This window comes from Novipirellula herctigrandis (genome assembly GCA_007859835.1).
Taxonomy (GTDB): domain Bacteria; phylum Planctomycetota; class Planctomycetia; order Pirellulales; family Pirellulaceae; genus Novipirellula_A; species Novipirellula_A herctigrandis.
Genome location: SJPJ01000001.1, coordinates 2,936,910 through 2,956,298, shown reverse-complemented (window position 1 = coordinate 2,956,298; position 19,389 = coordinate 2,936,910). Strand labels below are relative to the sequence as shown.

The following is a 19,389-nucleotide window of genomic DNA, read 5'->3' as shown; positions in this document are numbered from 1 at the left end:
AGAGCATGGTAGGAGTTTTATGAGGAAAATTCACATGTGACGAAAAGCCACACCGGCTCATTTTTAGCAGAATTGGGGCTCTAAGGTCAGCACAGCACTCTGAGTGATTCGTAGCGAGCTATTTTGCAACGAGAACGAAAAACGCCGGACTCGATTAGCCCGGCGCTGGATGAATTTCGATCAGAAGAACTCTGAGTTTTGTTTAAAAGGGGTCGCCACCGAACGGGTCGGCACTGTCGCCACCGAACGGATCCGCCGTATCGCTTCCTCCGCCGAAGGGATCAGCAGGTCCACCAGCGTCTGCTCCGCCAACTCCCGTATCGACGCCGCCCGATGGAGTGGTTGCTTCGGGTTCCGCCTTCATTGTTTCGGCGAACGCGTCATCGGATTCAAGTTTCGGGGCACCCGATGTCGTGTTTGCATCATCCGCAAATGGATTGTTGTCCGCAGCGTCTGGGATTGGCGGTGGTGCGATTGCGTTTCGGTTTTGCATCGGTACCGCCACGCGTGGCGAAGTTGATGGGGCTTGTGAGCCAAGTTCACCGTAGCGTTGTTGCGACCGAGCGGCCGCGATTGCCAATGCTTCGAGGCGTGCTTTTTGCCGAATTTCTTCCAGTTTCAATCGTTCAGGACCCTGGAAACGAGCAAGCGAGCGTCCGATGATGGCACTATTGCCCGTCGCTGCTTCGAGTTGGGCACCCTGACGCCAATCGTTCTCGGTCTCGTATTGGCGACCAGTCGCATTGGCGACCAATCCCCGGAAATAATAAGCTCGCGGGTCTTTGCTGCCATTATTGATGGCCATCGATAAGTATTCGTTTGCTTCGTTGTATCGACCGGCGTAATAGCAGTGTACGCCACGTCCGTACATTTCAGCCAAAACTTCGGATTGTGCACTGGCAGGTGTCGCCGACGCGATCCACGATAGTGAACACAAGGCCGCGACGGCCGCGACCAATAAGGATTTTTTCATCGTGCTAAGGCCCCTTTCCGGGAGGGTATCAGTGGTAGAAAAAGTGTGCGGGAGCTGAGAAAACGCCAGCAGAAGGTGGTCCCTTCCCTAAACTCTACTTATCCAAGTCCAACTGGGCAAACCTTTTCTTACCTTAGGAGGCCAGGATGGGCGATATGTCCAGTCAAACAAGGGTGGTGAAAACGTGATTTTGTCGATTTTGCCGGTTTGAATTTTGTCGTTGAGTGCCAGTGCGATGGTCGGGGGCGATGGTCGGCTGACCCTGAATCGTCCATCCGATCTCTAGAGGACCCTAGGCGGCCGTCGCAGTTGAATCCGCCGCTTGGTCGAATTTGGAGTCCTTTTCGCCGGGGGTGACGGATCTTTTGCCCTGCTGGTTGATGCTTCGCAAGTACTCCAACGCTCGCGTCAATTGCGGATCGATCGTTGACAAGTCGGTGGCTTGGTCCGTTGCCGGATTTGTTTGTTGGATGTCCGCAAGGCTCGGGTACGACGCCTCACTCCATCGCTTCATGAGGGCTTCGCGAATCTCGTCGTCCAGGCTCACGTCCATGCCTTCATTCGGAGCGACACCCCAAGTTTGGTCTTCGGTTGCATCTTTGGGCCGATGGATGTTCTTGCCGCTTGGCCGATAGTATCGCGCGACCGTTAACCTCAAAGCGCTGCGGCCGTATTGAAGCGGCAAGACGTTTTGAACGGTCCCTTTGCCATAGCTTCGTGCTCCAACGACCACCGCTCGTTGGTTGTCCTGCAGTGCCGCTGCGACGATCTCAGAGGCGCTGGCGGAGTTTTCGTCAATTAGGACGGCGACTGGGATCTTCCTGTTGACCAATGTTCCATTTTCAGCATCATATTCCGCTTCCACTTTGTCGCCACGTGTTCGCGTTGACACAATGCGTCCCTCGTCCAAAAACATGTTGGCAATGTCGATTGCCGAATAGAGCAACCCACCACTGTTGCCTCGTACATCGAAGACCATTCCACGAAATTCGTTGTCCAAGTCGGCGAGAACTTTGCTCAATTCGTCGGTCGTCTTATCACCAAACGACGTCAAGCGAACGTACGCTATCGATGGATCTTCGCGAAGTCGATAAACCCATTGGTTGTCTTTGTCGCGGTGGTCGCCAATCACGGATTCAAGTTCGATGGTCGCGCGTCGGATTTCCAACGTCACTTCTTCGGCTGTTGCCGCGTCTTGTTCCAAACCCAAATCGCCACGACGGACGACGACGCTGACGATCGTATCAAGAGGTCCCTTTAATCTTGAACTGACGTCTCGCAGATCCATTTTCGAGACGTCTTCTCCATCGATTTTGATAATCGCATCCCCGGGTAACATGCCCGCTTTCAATGCCGGGGACCCGACAAGGGGCGTGATCACGCGAACCGGTTGGTCGGCGGACGGTTGATCGACATAGATGCCAATGCCCGCGAACTCCTGGGTAATACTATTTTGAAACGATTCGTAAAACTCGACGGGAATGAATTCGCTATGTTGATCAAGTTGGGACGTCATCCCGTCCATCGCCGCGACCAATAAGTCATCCTCATCGATCGGGTCAACGTAGTAGGTGTTGATCAAATCGAGCGCGTCACCGACCATTATCGCGGTTTTTGCACGCCGATGCGTCAGGTAGCACAGCAGCGAAATGCAGCAAGCGATCAGGATAATATTGAGGTTGCGTGGCGGCATAGCGAGAGCATGGAAGAGGAGTTTCCGGATCAATAAGCAAGTGAATTGTATCGTCTTGGTTCGATTTTGGCGAATCAAATCGCGGAGTTTCCAGTCGTACGTTACCCAAGAAAGCTCGTGTTTTTTTGGGTGATCCTCCGCTAAACCGTTTCGATCCTCCGCTAAACCGTTTCGATCCTCCGCTAAACCGTTTCGATCCTCACAAAGAAACCTGTGTCGAGCTTTCGGCCTGATAGGTCATGCAAACCCGAACGGCCCGATGAAATTTTTAATTGCCCGCGTTGGCTGATTTCCCGCAGTCCAGGGGATCGCGTGAGATACTCCTCTACGTCCATTGCGTTGACTTGCGGCGAATGTCCCGTGATGAGCATGCGAAAATTCTCAGGATCGATCAATTTGAGACAGTCGTCTAGCAGTGGCCAGAGGTCTCTTTCCAATCGCCATGTTTTCCCTTTGGGCGTATGTCCATAGGCAGGCGGGTCGAGCACGATCGTTTGATACCGTCGACGACGACGAATTTCTCTGGCGACAAATTTGGCGGCATCGTCAACCAAATAGCGAATCGGTGCATCGGAAAGACCATTGAATTTCGCAGCGATTTTTGCAGCCGCGACGTTCGGTTTCGCTGCATCGACATGAACCACTTCATAGCCGGCGATGGAGAGTGCCAATGTGCTTGCGCCGGTGTACGCGAACAGGTTCAACGCGAGCGGACGGTCTTGGTGGCCCAGTGCGTTTTTCGCATCGTTGGAAATCCACTGCCAATTGTCAGATTGTTCTGGGAACAAACCGATGTGGCCAAAAGGTGTCGGACGCACGGGCATGCGAAAGCCACCGCAATCGACTGATAAGTCATCGGGCCATTTTGAGCGGTGTGTCCACTGTTTCGAATTCGGGTCGTAACTTGAATCGAATTTCGTCCACTGCTTCGGCTTTGCCACATTCACGAATTCGGCCGCAGGAGACGGGCGTTTGACAATGTGACCCGAAATCGATTCGAGCTTGGAGCCGTTGCCAAAATCGAGGAGTTGATACACCAATTCAACCGTCTTTCACCACGTTATGCCAAGTCTGCGAAAGAGGCTTCCATCAATTCCGCTTGTTCCATCTTGTGTGCTGCCATGCTTCCTGTGCTCGGGCTGGCCGATTCTTCTCGAGACACGAGTGAGAATTTGTGGTTCTCGGCCAATTGGTCGCCATAGCTCAGTTTGATGTACGACCACGCACCCATATTGGTAGGCTCGTCTTGGACCCAAAAAATCTCGCTCCCCTTGGGAAGCCCTTCAATCGACTCGGCCAACTCTTCGTAGCTAAGCGGATACAGTTGTTCGATCCGCATGATCGCAACATTATCGAATTTGTTCCCTTTGCGATTTTCGAGCAAGTCGTAGTAGATCTTGCCGGTACAAATCAGCAATCGTTTGCAATTGGCCAGCGGGATCATTTCATCGGGAAGGATCTTTTTGAACTCGCCTTCGGCTAAACCTTCGAGCGAACTGATCACCAGCGGATGCCTGAGCAGGCTCTTGGGTGTCAGCACGACCAACGGCTTTCGCCATTTTCGAATGACTTGGCGTCGTAAACAGTGATAGTACTGAGCCGGCGTTGTCGGTTGGACGACTTGGATATTATGCTCGGCACTCATCGCCAAGAATCGTTCCATTCTTGCGCTACAATGCTCGGGGCCTTGGCCTTCGAATCCGTGTGGTAACAGCATCACCAACCCGCTCAGGCGACTCCACTTGTCTTCGGCGCTAGCGATAAATTGGTCCACGATCACTTGGGCGCAATTCCAAAAGTCACCGAACTGAGCCTCCCAAGCGACCAATCCATTTGGGCGGTCGAGCGAGTAACCGTATTCGAACCCGAGCACGCCCGCTTCGCTAAGGGGGCTGTTGTGAAGCTCAATCGTCGCTTGATCTTTGCTTAAATTGCCTAATGGCGTATACGATTCGCCCGTCTTGGTATTGTGTAGAACCGCGTGACGTTGGCTAAATGTTCCGCGTTGGCAATCTTGTCCCGTCATTCGAATCGAATGGCCTTCGACCAATAGCGTGGCAAATGCCGTTGCTTCGGCGCTCGCCCAATCGAGCGGTCGTTTGCCTTCGGCCATTTCGCGACGGAGTGTGAATGGTCGTTTCAGCTTCTTGTTCAATGCGAAACCATCGGGCATTCGCGTGATCGAATCGAGCAGTTTGGCGATCTCTTTCACATCGAATGTCGTGTCGGTCGGTTCGGTCGGTTCGGGGCCGCCGAAATAATCAGACCAATTCGCCGCCAATGTTTGTGTATCGGGAATGAACGGTTCGTTTTTGCTCGCCTCGAATTCGCTTTCGAGCTTTTCGGTCCGTTCACGCCCGATTTCTTCGGCTTCGTCGGGAGTGATTTTTCCGATTTCCAAAAGCCGATTGAGGTACTGTTCGCGAACGCTCGAACGTTGGTCGATTTTGGCGTACATTTGTGGCTGAGTGAACCGCGGTTCGTCGCCTTCGTTGTGTCCCCAACGCCGATAGGCATACAGGTCGATCACCGCATCACGATGGAATTCTTTGCGGAAATCCATCGCAACTGAGACCACTTGCGCGACCGCTTCGGGGTCTTCGCCATTAACGTGGAAGATCGGGATTTGCAGCATTTTGGCGATGTCGGTCGCATAGGTGCCACTACGGCCTTGTTTCGGTTCGGTCGTAAAGCCGACTTGATTGTTGATGACGATGTGCAGCGTTCCGCCCGTGCGGTAGCCTTCGAGTTCGCTGAGGTTTAGGGTTTCTTGAACCACTCCCTCGCCCGCAAAGGCTGCATCGCCATGGATCAAAATCGTCATCACTTCTTGACGCTTGCTGTCTTTGCGATGGTCTTGTTTGCAGCGACACCGGCCCATCGCCACGGTATTAACAAATTCCAAATGGCTCGGGTTGAAGCACAGCGAAATGTGAATCGTGTCGCCTGAAGCGGTCACCCAATCGCTGCTGTAGCCGAGGTGATAACGAACGTCACCACCGCCGCGGCTCAGTTCGGGGCTTGGATCATCGAAGGACCAGAAAATATTCGTGCCCCGTTTCTTCAGGATGTTCGCCATCACGTTGAGTCGACCGCGATGCGCCATCCCCATGACGACTTCTTTGACTTCGTGTTGACCTGCTTTTTCCAGCGCCAGATCCAACATCGGAATCAGCGTCTCGGCTCCCTCGAGTGAAAACGTCTTTGCACCGACAAACTTGCGGCGCACAAATTCCTCGAAAATGGACGCATCGGCCAGCCGAGCGTAGATGCGACGTTGGACTTGATGGGAAAGTTCGAGCCGATTTTCGGTCGTTTCCATCCGCCGCTGCAACCAATCGCGAATATTGCGATTGTCAATGTGCATGAACTGAGCACCAATGCTGCGGCAATACGTGTTCTGTAATTTGGTCAAAATGACGTTCAGCGTGCTACCCGAAACATTTTCCAAAGCACTGCTGTCGAGCGGACGTTGTAGGTCCTGATCCGAAAGTCCGTAAAGGTTGGGGCTCAGTTCCGGCGTGTCGGGATGGAACATGTCGAGTGGATCGAGCTTGGCGACGAGGTGACCCCGCACGCGGTACTCGCGAACCAATTGGTTGACCCGGTCTTGGATCCTGGACATCCAAAGTGCCTGGTCGGTCCCCTCATCCCCAGTGGAACCTCGTCGATGATTCCTGCTGAGTTCCGTCGAGGGCGAACCACTTGCCTTATTTCTCGGAGCACCCGCAACAGCGGTTTTCCCCGTTCCAGTGGCACTTCGATTGGAAGCGACGAGGAATTGTTCGAAGTATTCACGCCAGGAGTCAGAGACACTCGACGGATCCCGGAGATATTGGACATACAAGTCGTCGATGTAGTCCAAGCTGTAGCTATTCATATCGGCAAATCAGCCGTCTTGTTGCTGTGAGGCCATGGGAATGGGATAGGCCAAAATTCTAGCCCAACGCGATCATGTGCGCGCACCCCTAGGAATCTAAATTATCAGCGAAATTTAAAATATCAGCCGTTTGATTCCTAGTAGCGTATCACTCGAATAATGGAGATTCTTGTGTAGGAACCGCCAAATACGCGAATGTTCGTGGCTATGGCAATTCGCCTTTGGTTGATAAATTCTTCGTTCCATTTTCGACACAACGCATTTTCGACACAACGAACTTTCATTCATCAAGCATGGCTGTACTGCTGCAACTTCGCGAAGCTTCCAAACGATTCGGTGACCAAATTGTCCTCGACAACGCCGACGTCTCGCTCGTCGACGACGTGAAAGTTGGTTTTATTGGTCGAAACGGGTCCGGCAAGTCGACGCTGCTGCGCGTCTTATTGGGCGAAGAAGAGCTCGAGCAAGGCGAAATTGTCCGGCATCCGTCGCTAAGAATTGGCTATTTGCGTCAACACGACCCGTTCGTTGCCGGCGAGTCGGCTTTGGACTTTTTGATGCGGGACAGCGGCCAGCCCGAATGGCGATGTGGCGAAGTCGCCGGGCAATTTGAACTCAAAGGGACCTACCTTGAAGGGCCTGTGAAAGCTCTGTCGGGTGGTTGGCAAACGCGAGTCAAATTGGCTGCGCTTCTGCTCCACGAGCCAAACCTGTTGATGCTCGACGAACCGACCAACTTCCTTGATTTGCGGACCCAGATTCTGCTCGAACATTTTTTGCGAGAATTTCGGCAGGCAGCCCTGATTGTCAGCCATGATCGGGCATTTTTGAAAGCGACCTGCTCCGAAACGCTGGAGTTGTCGCGCGGCAAGTTGACCATGTTCCCTGGCAAGATCGGCCCATTTCTAGAGTTTCGCGAAGAGCGGCGCGAGCATGACCGTCGTGTCAATGCGACCGTTATCGCCAAACAGAAACAATTGCAGCGATTCATTGAAAAGAACCGAGCGAACGCGTCGACTGCTAGTCAAGCAAAAAGCAAAGCTAAGCAGCTCGAACGACTGCAGACGTCGGAAATCCAAACCGATGAACCGACGGTATTTATGAGAGCCCCGAAAGTCGAACCGCGTCAAGGAACTGCGCTCCGATGTAGTGAATTGGCGATTGGGTATCCCGATCACTGCGTCGCGGATGGGATCACGTTGGAAATCGAACATGGTCAACGGGCGGCGATCGTGGGTGACAACGGCCAAGGAAAAACGACGCTATTGAGGACGTTGGTCCATTCACTCGATCCGCTCGGCGGAGAGATGAAGTGGGGATATGGGGTTGAAATCGGCACTTATGCCCAGCACGTTTACACTAGCCTCGACGAACGGCACACCGTTATTGAACACCTCGAATACAACTCCAATGCTGACACAACCAAGCAAGAGTTGTTGGCGATGGCCGGTTCGTTATTGTTTCGCGATGACCAAATCAATAAGAAGGTGAAGGTCCTTAGCGGAGGCGAGCGAGCTCGTTTGTGTATGGCAGCCTTGCTGCTTGGAAATGCGAATGTGCTTGTGCTTGACGAACCGGGTAACCACCTTGATGTGGAAACCGTCGAAGCGCTGGCCGAAGCAATTTCGCTTTATAAAGGAACCGTGGTCTTCACCAGCCACGATCGGTACTTAATGCGTCGGATCGCGACGAACGTCATCGAAGTCCGGGATGGCAGTGTCAAGAATTACTTTGGTGACTACGACTCCTATCTCGAATCGGTGGAAAAACAAGTTGACGATGGTGAACGCGACCGCCGAGCGCAGTCGGGGGCGTCCAAAACGGCGCCATCAAAATCAAACGGCATGGACTATCGTCAAAATATTCGCGATCAACGCAAAGCGGAAAAAGAGATCAAAAACCTCGAAAAGAAGATTGCTCGACTCGACGAAGAAAAACGCGAACTCAACAAACAAATGCTGACGGAGACCAAGCCCGACGCCGCGATGACTTTGTTTGAGCAAATCAAAGCACTCGAGGGAGAGCTGACCAAAGCGGAGGAGCGATGGTTAGAGTTGAGCGAGGCCTGAGCGAGGAAAGAGGCCTGCGTGAGGAAAGAGGCCTGCGTGAGAAGGTCAGTGTCGGTGTTTTGATTGGTGACGTAGGGTACGGATCGCATCAAGTCCGGCCAGGATGACGATCGTCATCAATCCCACCGCTACGCTCATCCAAACGCCGATCCAAACCGGACCCGGTCCCACCACCGCAGCAACAAGGACGGCGATTCCACAGACGGCAAATATACTGTTTACCCAAGCTCGCGCCCGTTTTCGCTGCGATAGATATTGGCGGTCCTCCTCGTCGTCGAAGGACTCGTTCCCCCATCCTCGTCGTTCATTCAGGTGCAACCAAACGGCAAAGCCGAGCAGAGTCAAGCCGATAAGAATACTTCCAGCAAACATTGCCGCCGAAAAACCTTTTGCCGTTTGTTTGGAAGGAGGCCTATGGAAAGAGCCTCGCGATCAACCACGAGGCTCTGTATGCATCAAGCTCAATTCGAGACGCAAAACGTTTGGTTTATAAATGGAGGATAACGGACTTGAACCGATGACCTACGCGCTGCCAGCGCGTCGCTCTCCCAACTGAGCTAATCCCCCGAAAAAATCGGTGCAATCACTGATGGATCTAAACCATAATGCCTGCAGCGGCACCTCGTCAAGTGCCAACTTTGCGCTAGCTGAACGGGGTCTGGCGGATTAAGCTAGGGACCCGGTAAGCAATCGAATCCCACCTATCTTCCTCACGATCCATGAAAACGAAACTCCCCACTCTGCTCGTGTTCTCATTGTGCTTCGCTTCTTTCGCGATTCTAAGTCCCCTCGCAACAGCCCAAGAATCCAACGGGAAAGGGCCCGTTTTTACGGCCGCTCCTGATTCCGAGCCGAGCTACCCGTTGATGGGGGAATTTGCCGGTGAGATCAAATTGGGGGATGCGGAGCCACAGACCGTTGCCATCCAAATTCGTCCACTCGGAAAAAACGCTTTTCAAGCGATCCAGTTCGCAGGTGGTTTGCCAGGACAAGAAAATTGGCAGGGCGAGCCGGTTGAATTGATTGGCCGGCGCAGCGAAGGTTTCGTCGTCCTTTCGGGTGGCCCCTACGTTTTGATTGTCGAAAAAAATGGCTGTACGGTTATCGACCGTAAAGGAGATCGAATTGGCAAACTGTCACGAGTCACCCGGCATAGCCCGACCCTTGGCGCCCCGGCACCGAAGGATGCCATCGTGCTGTTTGACGGAACCTCGACCGACCAATTTACTGCCGCTCAAATGACCAAGGAGGGATTGCTTCAGCAAGGTGCAACGATCAAACCGATGTTGCATGACTTCAATCTGCATGTCGAGTTCATGTTGCCTTACATGCCCGAGGCCGATGGGCAATCACGGGGGAACAGTGGTATCTATTTGCAGAGTCGCTACGAATGCCAGATCCTTGATTCCTTCGGGACCCTTCCCGTGTTCAATGGTCTCGGAGCTCTCTATCGGTTCCGCACACCTGATTTAAACATGTGCCTGCCGCCGCTGGTTTGGCAAACCTATGACATCCAATTCACCGCAGCACGTTGGGCCGCAGATCAAACAAAAATCCGCGGTGCTCATGTCACTAGTTGGGTTAACGGTGTGAAGGTTCAAGATAACATCGAAGTGCCCTCGCAAACCGGTAGTGGGAAAGTGGAGGAACCAACACTGCTGCCGACGCTAATACAAGACCACGGTGATCCCGTTCGCTTTCGTAACGTTTGGGTCGTTGACCGTGGTTTGACCAATGGCGAATTCCCAATTATTCCAACCAAAGAAGAATTGGCGGCAATCAAAGCGAAGAAAGAAGCGGCCAAGGCAGCGGTAGAAAAGGCAGCGGCAGCAAAGAAGGCTGCGGCGAAGAAGGCTGCGGCGAAGAAGGCTGCGGCGAAGAAGGCGGCGGCGGATAAAGCTGCGGCGAAGAAGGCTGCGGCAGATAAAGCGGCCGCAGAGAAGGCAGCGGCAGAGAAGGCAGCGGCAGAGAAGGCAGCGGCAGAGAAGGCAGCGGCAGAGAAGGCAGCCGCAGAGAAGGCAGCCGCAGATAAAGCAGCCGCAGAGAAGGCAGCGGCGGAAGCGAAAGGGCCGGAACAACCCAAGGCTGCCGAGTAAGGATCGCCAACACCGAGTACTGCGTTGCTGAGCGTTTCGTTACCGCAGTCCTCAATCGAGAACCTCGTACTTCCTAAGTCGCCAGCCGTTTGGGGACTGGGAATTCGAGCACAAATTTAGTTCCGCGGCTCACTTCACTTTGCACACTGATGCGGCCTCCATGGGCTTCGATGATCTTTCGCGCCGTCGGTAGCCCGAGTCCGCTGCCGCCATCCTTGGTGCTGTAGAACGGTTCGAACATGTGGAGCACCGTGTTGTCGTCTACGCCGCTGCCGTTGTCGATCAAGTCGAGTGCCACGCCAGTGCGAGTCGCATAGGTTCTGGCCCACAACTGGCCTCCCGGTTCCATCGCCTCAAGTGCGTTCTTGACTAAGTTCATCAAGGCTGCTTGCAGTGAATCGCTGTGCAGCAGAATCGCGGGCAAGTCGGGGTCGAGGTACTTTTCAATGTCAATGTCCTCGCGGTCCGCTTGAGCCTGGTAGGCACGCAGGACCGTTTCGATTTGGTCGTTCAGGCTGCCTGGAACCAAATCGATGTCTCGCAGTCGGGCGTAGCGCAGAAAATCCCGCAACAACGCCTCCATTCGTTCGCATTGTTGGCGGACAATGTCAACACGGTCGAGGGATCGGCGACGAATAGGGGATTCGATTTCCGTTAAATCCTCGCTTAACAAGTCGATGTTCATGTGGATCACCGACAACGGATTTTTGATTTCGTGCGCTAGCGAACCGGCCAATTCTGCCAATTCGTCGTACTGGGCTCGCATTGAGTCGACATCGGCCTTGAAGTCGTGAGCTGGCATGGCAAAAAAAGTGAAAGGGCGTCAAAGTGAAGAACGAGGAACCGTTTGCGGTCATTCAAGCAGCTATCCTCTACAATACCGTCTGACGAGTGATCTTGGGACAGGACAATCCAATGGAACCAACCACAAAGATGAATCCCTACGCTCCCTCCATGGTGGTGGATCCGGGTGATCGGCCACCACGCCCGAAAGTCGTCTCGGGGTTGATCACGACCCACGAAGTCGGATTCATGACGATTGTGATGACAATGGTTTCGGGTGGGCTATTCGCCGTTACTTTGGTCGCTCTCTCCCTGTTTGGCGCGATGCTGTTTAGCGGCTCAAGCAATGACGTGTCCGGGATTTTATTGTCGATGCTAATGGGGACGCTCATGGCGTTTGGGTTCGGAGCGGTTTTTGCGTTGATCGCGGCGCTTCCGGTTGTGCCCATCTGTGCTTGGATATACACAATGGTACGTCCATCGGACGCGGAGTGGACGCCCACGTCGATTCGGCTTTTTGGTTGTGTGGCCGGCGGGGCGACTGGGTATGTTTGCGTTGCCGTTCCAGGCTTGCTTACAATCTCCCCCGAGGGATTTCTCTACGGCTTTGTCCCCGCAATTTTCGCGGCTATTTCCGTTCCGCTGTTGTTGCATCGACTTGCCCGCCGCTGCCAAGCGGTTCTCGATCAACCGCCCCCTGTTGATGTCGTGGAATCAGAATTAACTTAGAGCCTATCCGGGTACTGAGCCTATCCCGATACTCAGAGCTTTCCCTTTTCATGAACCTTTGAAAATCAATAAAACGTATGTCAACTGCTGCCCCTGAAACCACTCGCGACGATCCCTATTTCCAGAAGCTATTCGCAGACCGCATTGGTGGTGTGAATTACGGGAAAGACACCGAGATTTACAAATTCGAGAAGATCAAGCGAGCCAAACGGAAAGCGTTGGCGGACCATCCCGAGCGAAAATTGCTCGATTTCGGCATCGGTGAAAACGATTCAATGGCCGACGCCTCCATTCGAAAAGTGATGAACGAGGAAGTCAACAAGCCTGAAAATCGTGGTTACGCCGACAATGGCGTCATCGAGTACAAAGAGGCGGCTGCTCGGTTCATGCAGCGACATTTCGGTGTCACGCTTGATCCGGCGACACAGATTACTCATGCGATCGGCAGCAAGCCGGCCTACGCGATGCTGCCAGCTTGCTTTATCAATCCCGGTGACGTGACGATGATGACGGTTCCCGGGTATCCGGTCGCCGGAACCCATACACGCTATTACGGCGGCGAAGTCTTTCGGCTTCCGCTATTAGCCGAAAACGGTTTCTTGCCTGATTTCGATTCGGTGCCGGATGACATTTATCGCCGTACCAAAATGTTGGTTTTGAACTATCCCAACTCGCCCACTGGTAAGACGGCGACTCCTGAATTCTACGAAAAAGTCGTTGCTTTGGCGAAAGAAAAGCAATTTGTCGTGGTCCAAGATGCCGCTCATATTTTGCTCACCTTTGACGGTGAACCGCTTAGCTTTCTACAGACGCCTGGGGCGTTGGATGTCGGCGTTGAAGTTCACTCGATGAGCAAAGGTTACGACATGATCGGATGGCGAATGGGATTCGTGTGCGGTCACGAGCGAATTGTCTCAGCGTTCGCCGATGTGAAAGACAACAGCGACAGCGGTCAATTCATTGCGACTCAAAAAGCCGCCGCCGCAGGGCTCGACGATGACTCGATTCCCGATCGGATCAACACGAAATATCGTCGACGACTTGAAAAGCTTGTTGCCACCTTGAACCAGTGTGGCTTCGATTGCGAAATGCCTGGAGGAACGTATTTTCTTTACGCCAAGTCTCCGAGTGGAACCAAGTCGGGTGAATCGTTTGCCAAAGCGGAGGATGCGACCCGTCATTTGATCGAACAATTCGGAATCGTCACGGTCCCTTGGGATGACGCAGGATCGTTCTTGCGATTTAGCGTCACGTACGTCGCCGACACCGAGGCGGATGAAGATGCATTGATGCAAGAAACCAAAAAGCGTCTCGGAGACGCTGGTTTGGTTTGGTAGGCTACATACGCGTTTCAAATTGAACACGAAAAAGAGCCATCCGCAATAATCAATGCGGATGGCTCTTCGTTTTGGATTGTTTCAGGCTGAGGCTGAGGCTTTCAGGCCGGGGCTTAGGCTTTTCCGCCCGCTTCCTTAACCAACTTGCTCAATCGGCTCTTGGTACGAGCAGCCGCGTTCTTGTGGATGATGTTCTTGCTAGCCGCTTGGTCCAGCTTTTTCACTGCCACGCGGAAAGCCGCTTGCATTTTATCCGTATCGCCTTCTTTGACCGCATCGCGAACCGTGCGAAGTGTCGATCGCATGTTGGTTTTGGACGCGCGATTGCGAAGTCGCAATTTGGCGTTTTGGCGGAGTCGTTTCTTTGAACTTAAGGTATTTGGCATCTTCGATTCTGGTTTTCTGCAAGTGTGTTGGCAGTAAAGTGGTGTTCTAGCAGGTCTCTCCTGCGGCACCCAACACGTATGAAGGAATTTCTTGGGCTGCGTAGTATGGCAACCCTTGTGCCATCTGTCCAGAGTCTACTTTTAAGGTGAAACTAGGCATGATGAATGGAAAGGTTTACCTAATCGGAGCGGGCCCCGGAGACCCGGGCCTGTTGACGCTGCGCGGTGCCGAACTGCTCAGCCGCAGTGATATCGTGCTCTACGACGGTCTCAGCAACGTCGAAATGCTCGCCCACGCCCCATCGGCTACGCATATTTGTGTCGGAAAGCATGGCCAGCAAAGGATTTGGCGCCAGGACGAGATTATCCAAGAAATGCTCACTCACGCCAAAGCAGGCCGAACGGTGGCCCGGTTAAAAGGAGGGGACCCGGCTGTTTTTGCTCGAACGGCCGAAGAAGTGGATGCCCTCGTTGGATCAGGCGTTCACTACGAGATTGTCCCAGGAATTACGGCGGCATTGGCGGCCAGTTCTTACGCAGGCATCCCGATCACTCACCGAAAACTCGCCTCAGCTGTCGCTTTGGTCACGGGGCACGAAGAACCTGGCAAGGCCGAATCGGCACTCGATTGGGATGCTTTGGCACGTTTCCCCGGTACGCTGGTGATTTACATGGGAGTCACAACGGCGGATATTTGGACGCGGGCACTGATCGCCGCCGGCAAACCGCCCGAGACCCCCGCGGCGCTTGTCCGCAGGTGCAGCCACACCGACCAGCAGACCTTTCGATGCCGACTCGATGAAGTGTCTGATCGCTTGTCTCAGGCCAACAAGATACGTCCTCCGGTGATCGTGATTCTTGGACCCGTGGCCGAACTTGCTGATACCGGCAACTGGCTCGAACAAAGACCACTGTCCGGGCAAAGCGTCTTGGTGACGCGGCCGTCGGATCAAGTGGAACAACTCGCCGCCCCGCTTCGCGAACTCGGCGCGACGGTCTTGGTTCAACCAGCGATTCGAATCGAGCCTCCCTCCGATTGGGCCGACGTCGATGCCGCGATCGAAGATTTGGCCAATCAGGATTTTGTTGTTTTCAGCAGCCGGAATGGCGTCCAATTTTTCCTCAACCGCGTGCTGGAAACCGGATTTGACATGAGGGTCTTCTGCGGCTGCAAAATCGCATGCGTCGGAAAAAAGACAGCCGATGCTCTAGCCCAATACCATTTGCGCGCTGACATCGTTCCAGCCGAATTTGACGCCGAGTCGCTCGCAGATGAATTCGAAGATCAAGTCACTAGTAAAAGGGTGATGTTGGTCCGAGCTAGCCGAGGACGCGACACGCTTGCGAAAAGGTTAAGCGATGCTGGTGCCGACGTGAATCAAGTGGTCGCTTACTTGCACAAAGACATCGAAGCGGCCGACCCCAAAATTCAAGCTCTCGCAGCGAAAGGGAAAATCGATTGGATTACCGTTTCTAGTAGTGCAACTGCGGAGAGTTTGTATCGGATGCTTGGTGAGTCGATGACGAAATCGAAAATCGCTAGCTTAAGTCCGATCACTTCGGGAACCCTTCGAAGTCTAGGATTGACCGTTTCTGCCGAAGCGAATCCCTACACGATCGACGCCCTGGTTGATTCTCTTTTGGCTGAATCGCAACCATGAGCATGGTGAATCGTGACCTACTTGGGATCGTTTTGTGCGGTGGTCGCTCGTCCCGAATGGGAATGGACAAGGGGAAGTTGCTGCATCCAAATGGAGTGACGTTTCTTGAGCATGCGAAGCAACGAATCGGCGAAGTTTGTGAGCTTGTTTTCATGTCAGGTCACACCGACGACGAAACGAACTTTCCCACGCTTGCTGACCCTGTGACGTTTAGGGGGCCCGCGACGGGGGTCGCTATGGCTGTTGATTTTGCCGCCGGACAAGGTTTGGCCGGTTGTTTGGTAACGCCCGTCGACATGCCAAACTTAACAAGCCATCATTTGCGCAAGCTCGTTGATTGCTGGCAACACTCTCGATCCGAATTGGTGTGCTTGGCGAGCGAGTGTGACAACCGAATCGAACCGCTTGTATCGATCTATCCCGTTTGCTTTCGAGACGAACTAAGCGAACTCGCTGAAAGTGAACATCGAAGTTTGTCACGGTGGATCAATGCTCGGAAACATGCGATAGTAACGGTGCCTCCCGCTGCCTGCAAAAACGTGAATACTCCCGATGAAATACCAAACTCCCGACGCCGCGATTGATGGCCTTGCCAAGTTGCTTGCAACCGTTTGCGTGCAGTCAAGCACTCGGCAACAAGTCGGTCGCATTCTTGCTCAGGACATCGTCGCGGACCGTGACAGTCCCGCAGCGGATGTTTCCGCGATGGATGGTTATGCAATTCGGGTGAGCGATTTGAAGCGTAGCGGCCCCATTCCTGTTCGCGGGGAGTCGTCTGCGGGTGGACCGCCCCCGGAGATGCAATCCGGTTCGATCGTTAGAATCTTTACCGGTGCGGTGATCCCCGATGGATGCGAAGCGGTCGTTCGCCGCGAGGATACGAAGGAAAGCGATCGAGAAATCGTTTTTCTGGAGGCAGCGATCACAACTCGTGCTGGCGATAACATTCGCCGTGCCGGTGAAAATGCCAAAATGGGTGGCGTGGTAGTGAACGCGGGAACGAAAGTTACTGCGGCAACCGCAGCGACGATGACTAGTGTTGGGGCATACCAAGCGGATCTTTATGCTCCAGTGCGAGTGATTGTTTTAACCACGGGTGACGAAGTGGGGCGGTTCGAGAACGAGTCCCCAAAACCGTGGCAATTGCGTAACAGCAACCGTGATTCGATTGTGTCGTTTTTGTCGGCACAACCGTGGATTGATGTTGTCGAGCCAAGTCATTGCCATGATGATCGTGACGTACTCACTCGATCACTTGCGGATTGTCTGCAGCGGGCTGACGCGGTCTTGGTTAGCGGCGGGGTTTCCAAAGGTGACTACGACTATGTCCCTGATGTGATTCGCGAAAACGGGGCGGAAATCGTCTTTCACGGTTTACCGATTCGACCTGGAAAACCTATCCTCGGCGCAGCCACCTCGGGCGGAAAGCTGATTCTCGGTTTGCCGGGTAATCCGGTGAGCGCCATCGTGGGTGCAAAGCGGTTTGCGGAACCACTGCTAGCGAAAATGAGTGGCCAAACGGATTGGAAAACACCGCGTCCGATCCTTCGACTGAAGGACTTCGGCGACAAAACGTTGCCGCTCGTTTGGATGCGATTGGTGCGGATCGTGGGCCAAGGCGTTTGTGAACTTGTCCCTAGCCAGGGATCGGGCGACTTGGTTTCACTGGGCCAAAGCAGCGGCTTTGTTGAAATTCCCCGAGGGGAATCCGGCGAAGGGCCTTGGCCGTTTTACGCGTGGTAGGTTGCCACAATACAACACCGCACAGCACGAGTGCATCTTGTATTTGTAGGCCAGGACTGGTCCTAGCCTACGATGATTCCACGACAATGAATCCACGTCAAGGATGGAAATGCACTAAGCTGCTTTGCGGCCTTGATGCACTCGACGGCTTGCCGATTCAATTCGTTCGCGTACGGTCGCATGAGCACCGATTTCGGATCGGCCCGCTTCTTCGTACCACTGACGTTTAGCGATCGAGTCGAGGATTTGGTCGGCGACGGTGACAGCTCGTGCACCTGCGTCACCGTTGACGGTTGGCGAGATGCCGGATTGAACGCTGATCACAAAATCATGTAGCTCGTCCAAAATCGCGTTTCGCGGTTCGAGTTCTTGCGTCACGCATTGAAGCGGTCCCGAGAAGATTTCGTCCGCACAGCCGAGTGGGTTTTCGATCTCGTCTTCAAGATCAAATTGACGATCGATGACTCGATCATTTGCGCAGACTTTTGACAATTGCGGCGTGCCAAAATCAATGTCGGCGAAACCGTTTGGTCCAAAGACCTGCATCGCACGCGCCGGTGTTGGGCTCAAGCGTGAGGCTTTCAAGTTTGCGACCAAGCCACATTCGAATTCGATACGCGTTTCGGCCATGTCTTCGTGATCACTGATTACCGACACACCGCTGGCGTGAACGGAACGGATCGGTGCATCGGTCAGAGACAATACCAAATCCAAATCGTGGATCATCAAGTCCATTACGACGCCAACATCCAAGCATCGGCCTGGGAATCGAGAGGCGCGAACGGCTTCCACATACTTGACATCGACAGCCAAGTCTTCGAGTGCCGTGAAGGCGGGGTTAAACCGTTCGACGTGACCGACTTGCAAAGTCAGCTTCTTTGCATTGGCGATCGCAGCCAATCGACGTGCATCAGGCCCGTTCGCGGCAAGCGGTTTTTCAGCAAGGACATGCTTGCCCGCTTTTAATAAAGCGGTTGCAATTTCAGCGTGCAAATCGGTCGGTGCTGCGACGACAGCCGCGTCAATCTTGGGGATACAGTCGCGATAGTCTGCGTAGGTGGGAACGTCAAATTGTTGTTTGATCGTTTCACGAGCTTGTTCGAACGGATCACTGACCGCGACCACTTCAACGCCGTCAACTTGTTGCAACAACTTTGTGTGGATGCGTCCGAGATGACCAGCACCGATGATGGCGATTTGTAAAGGTTTCACGCTGCTTTTCTCCTTCGGTCACGTCCACGGCCTTTGTCGCCGCCAACGGAGTATTCTAGAAAATCGAATAATTCACGGAGCACAGGTCGAATCGGCCCCGTGGATAACAGTTGCTCTCGGGCCGAATCCACACCAACGTACGATCGATACAACAATCGATACGCTTTGGTTAACGCGGCGGTGTCTTCTTTGGAGTACCCATGACGTTTCAGGCCAATCGAATTGACCGCGCGGGGTTTTGCCGGTTGGCCATCGACAATCATGAAAGGGGGGACATCGTGCAGGACGCGGCTCATCGCGCTGACGAAGCTGAGCGATCCGATCGATGCAAAATGTGATACCCCGGCACCGCCTGCGATCGTGATGTCGTTTCCAATGTGTGCGTGTCCGCCAAGCATGACGTTGTTAGCCATCACATTGCGGTCACCGACGCAGCAATCGTGGGCAACGTGCGCCGAGGCCATGAAATAGTTGTTGTTGCCAACGCGTGTAATGCCGTCTTCTTTTTCCGTTGCACGATTGACGGTGCAGTATTCACGGAACACGTTCCCATCACCGATACAGACTTTGGTCGGGGCTCCCTTGTAGCTAGTGTCTTGCGGATCGGCACCGATCACTGAGCCAGGGAAAACGTGGTTTTCTTCCCCGAAAACCGTGTCGCCGGTTAATACGACGTGATCCTCGATCAAACATTCGTCACCGATCTGAACATCAGGGCCAATGACGCAAAAATGGCCGATGCGTACATTTTTTCCCAACTTTGCACGCGGGTCGACCACCGCAGTTTGAGCAATCATCGTACCCATAGGTTGGCTCCAAACATCTTT

The 19,389-nt window shown here is 53.6% G+C and carries 16 protein-coding genes and 1 tRNA gene; 7 read left to right on the top strand and 10 right to left on the bottom strand.

Annotated features, from left to right (window positions below; genetic code table 11):
• Window positions 1-202: 202 nt before the first annotated feature.
• The 4 genes from CA13_RS10900 to CA13_RS10885 form a co-directional block, all read right to left on the bottom strand.
• Window positions 203-973 carry a hypothetical protein gene (locus tag CA13_RS10900; protein WP_146396304.1) on the bottom strand — a complete coding sequence of 257 codons (771 nt, stop codon included), beginning with the start codon at window positions 971-973 and terminating at the stop codon, window positions 203-205.
• Window positions 974-1,265: 292 nt separating this feature from the next.
• Window positions 1,266-2,666, bottom strand: a complete 1,401-nt coding sequence (locus CA13_RS10895; protein WP_146396301.1) for a S41 family peptidase — start codon at window positions 2,664-2,666, stop codon at window positions 1,266-1,268.
• Window positions 2,667-2,848: 182 nt separating this feature from the next.
• Complete coding sequence (locus CA13_RS10890; protein ID WP_419194183.1) at window positions 2,849-3,703, bottom strand: class I SAM-dependent rRNA methyltransferase; 855 nt, start codon at window positions 3,701-3,703, stop codon at window positions 2,849-2,851.
• A gap of 23 nt (window positions 3,704-3,726) precedes the next feature.
• Entirely contained in the window at window positions 3,727-6,546 is a 2,820-nt protein-coding gene (locus tag CA13_RS10885) for a 2-oxoglutarate dehydrogenase E1 component (RefSeq protein ID WP_146396298.1), read from the bottom strand.
• Window positions 6,547-6,839: 293 nt separating this feature from the next.
• Here CA13_RS10885 and CA13_RS10880 point away from each other — a divergent pair, with 293 nt between their 5' ends.
• Window positions 6,840-8,615, top strand: a complete 1,776-nt coding sequence (locus CA13_RS10880) for an ABC-F family ATP-binding cassette domain-containing protein (protein WP_146396295.1) — start codon at window positions 6,840-6,842, stop codon at window positions 8,613-8,615.
• 45 nt (window positions 8,616-8,660) lie between these two features.
• Here the strand turns inward: CA13_RS10880 and CA13_RS10875 are convergent, their stop codons facing one another.
• Both CA13_RS10875 and CA13_RS10870 read right to left on the bottom strand, forming a co-directional pair.
• Complete coding sequence (locus tag CA13_RS10875) at window positions 8,661-8,987, bottom strand: hypothetical protein (RefSeq protein WP_146396292.1); 327 nt, start codon at window positions 8,985-8,987, stop codon at window positions 8,661-8,663.
• Window positions 8,988-9,109: 122 nt separating this feature from the next.
• Window positions 9,110-9,182, bottom strand: a tRNA-Ala gene (locus CA13_RS10870).
• Between the two features lie 152 nt (window positions 9,183-9,334).
• On the opposite strand from CA13_RS10870, the gene CA13_RS10865 reads away from it, so the two are divergent.
• The gene (locus CA13_RS10865) at window positions 9,335-10,711 is read left to right on the top strand and encodes a 3-keto-disaccharide hydrolase (RefSeq protein ID WP_419194182.1); all 1,377 of its coding nucleotides are present in this window, start codon (window positions 9,335-9,337) and stop codon (window positions 10,709-10,711) included.
• A 73-nt stretch (window positions 10,712-10,784) separates the two neighbouring features.
• Here the strand turns inward: CA13_RS10865 and CA13_RS10850 are convergent, their stop codons facing one another.
• The gene (locus tag CA13_RS10850; protein WP_146396289.1) at window positions 10,785-11,513 is read right to left on the bottom strand and encodes a sensor histidine kinase; all 729 of its coding nucleotides are present in this window, start codon (window positions 11,511-11,513) and stop codon (window positions 10,785-10,787) included.
• Between the two features lie 113 nt (window positions 11,514-11,626).
• On the opposite strand from CA13_RS10850, the gene CA13_RS10845 reads away from it, so the two are divergent.
• Together CA13_RS10845 and CA13_RS10840 are read left to right on the top strand one after the other, a co-directional pair.
• Complete coding sequence (locus CA13_RS10845; protein ID WP_146396286.1) at window positions 11,627-12,223, top strand: hypothetical protein; 597 nt, start codon at window positions 11,627-11,629, stop codon at window positions 12,221-12,223.
• 77 nt (window positions 12,224-12,300) lie between these two features.
• Window positions 12,301-13,560, top strand: coding sequence for an LL-diaminopimelate aminotransferase (locus CA13_RS10840; protein ID WP_146396283.1), 1,260 nt, complete (start codon window positions 12,301-12,303; stop codon window positions 13,558-13,560).
• A gap of 113 nt (window positions 13,561-13,673) precedes the next feature.
• Here the strand turns inward: CA13_RS10840 and rpsT are convergent, their stop codons facing one another.
• On the bottom strand, window positions 13,674-13,946 hold the full coding sequence (gene rpsT, locus CA13_RS10835; RefSeq protein WP_146396281.1) for a 30S ribosomal protein S20: 273 nt from the start codon (window positions 13,944-13,946) through the stop codon (window positions 13,674-13,676).
• A 158-nt stretch (window positions 13,947-14,104) separates the two neighbouring features.
• On the opposite strand from rpsT, the gene cobA reads away from it, so the two are divergent.
• From cobA to CA13_RS10820, 3 genes are read left to right on the top strand one after another with little or no spacing between them, the layout of a single operon-like run.
• Window positions 14,105-15,607, top strand: coding sequence for a uroporphyrinogen-III C-methyltransferase (cobA, locus tag CA13_RS10830; RefSeq protein WP_419194181.1), 1,503 nt, complete (start codon window positions 14,105-14,107; stop codon window positions 15,605-15,607).
• A complete protein-coding gene (locus tag CA13_RS10825) occupies window positions 15,604-16,191 on the top strand; it encodes a molybdenum cofactor guanylyltransferase (protein WP_146396278.1) in 588 nt (195 codons plus the stop codon). Before cobA ends, CA13_RS10825 begins: the two co-directional genes overlap by 4 nt.
• The gene (locus tag CA13_RS10820; protein ID WP_146396275.1) at window positions 16,160-17,350 is read left to right on the top strand and encodes a molybdopterin molybdotransferase MoeA; all 1,191 of its coding nucleotides are present in this window, start codon (window positions 16,160-16,162) and stop codon (window positions 17,348-17,350) included. Before CA13_RS10825 ends, CA13_RS10820 begins: the two co-directional genes overlap by 32 nt.
• 114 nt (window positions 17,351-17,464) lie before the next feature.
• Here CA13_RS10820 and CA13_RS10815 read toward each other — a convergent pair whose 3' ends face one another.
• Both CA13_RS10815 and lpxA read right to left on the bottom strand, forming a co-directional pair.
• A complete protein-coding gene (locus CA13_RS10815; RefSeq protein WP_146396272.1) occupies window positions 17,465-18,562 on the bottom strand; it encodes a Gfo/Idh/MocA family oxidoreductase in 1,098 nt (365 codons plus the stop codon).
• Window positions 18,559-19,368 (bottom strand): acyl-ACP--UDP-N-acetylglucosamine O-acyltransferase, encoded by an 810-nt coding sequence (lpxA, locus tag CA13_RS10810; RefSeq protein WP_146396269.1) that lies wholly within the window; start codon window positions 19,366-19,368, stop codon window positions 18,559-18,561. The genes CA13_RS10815 and lpxA overlap by 4 nt, the downstream gene beginning before the upstream one ends.
• Window positions 19,369-19,389 lie beyond the last annotated feature (21 nt).

Excerpts from the sequence above, each read along its gene's own strand:
- cobA (WP_419194181.1), top strand. The coding sequence starts at position 14,105 with ATGATGAATGGAAAGGTTTACCTAATCGGAGCGGGCCCCGGAGACCCG.
- CA13_RS10845 (WP_146396286.1), top strand. The coding sequence starts at position 11,627 with ATGGAACCAACCACAAAGATGAATCCCTACGCTCCCTCCATGGTGGTG.
- CA13_RS10850 (WP_146396289.1), bottom strand. The coding sequence starts at position 11,513 with ATGCCAGCTCACGACTTCAAGGCCGATGTCGACTCAATGCGAGCCCAG.
- rpsT (WP_146396281.1), bottom strand. The coding sequence starts at position 13,946 with ATGCCAAATACCTTAAGTTCAAAGAAACGACTCCGCCAAAACGCCAAA.
- CA13_RS10885 (WP_146396298.1), bottom strand. The coding sequence starts at position 6,546 with ATGAATAGCTACAGCTTGGACTACATCGACGACTTGTATGTCCAATAT.
- CA13_RS10820 (WP_146396275.1), top strand. The coding sequence starts at position 16,160 with ATGAAATACCAAACTCCCGACGCCGCGATTGATGGCCTTGCCAAGTTG.
- lpxA (WP_146396269.1), bottom strand. The coding sequence starts at position 19,368 with ATGGGTACGATGATTGCTCAAACTGCGGTGGTCGACCCGCGTGCAAAG.
- CA13_RS10900 (WP_146396304.1), bottom strand. The coding sequence starts at position 973 with ATGAAAAAATCCTTATTGGTCGCGGCCGTCGCGGCCTTGTGTTCACTA.
- CA13_RS10875 (WP_146396292.1), bottom strand. The coding sequence starts at position 8,987 with ATGTTTGCTGGAAGTATTCTTATCGGCTTGACTCTGCTCGGCTTTGCC.
- CA13_RS10840 (WP_146396283.1), top strand. The coding sequence starts at position 12,301 with ATGTCAACTGCTGCCCCTGAAACCACTCGCGACGATCCCTATTTCCAG.
- CA13_RS10825 (WP_146396278.1), top strand. The coding sequence starts at position 15,604 with ATGAGCATGGTGAATCGTGACCTACTTGGGATCGTTTTGTGCGGTGGT.
- CA13_RS10895 (WP_146396301.1), bottom strand. The coding sequence starts at position 2,666 with ATGCCGCCACGCAACCTCAATATTATCCTGATCGCTTGCTGCATTTCG.
- CA13_RS10880 (WP_146396295.1), top strand. The coding sequence starts at position 6,840 with ATGGCTGTACTGCTGCAACTTCGCGAAGCTTCCAAACGATTCGGTGAC.
- CA13_RS10865 (WP_419194182.1), top strand. The coding sequence starts at position 9,335 with ATGAAAACGAAACTCCCCACTCTGCTCGTGTTCTCATTGTGCTTCGCT.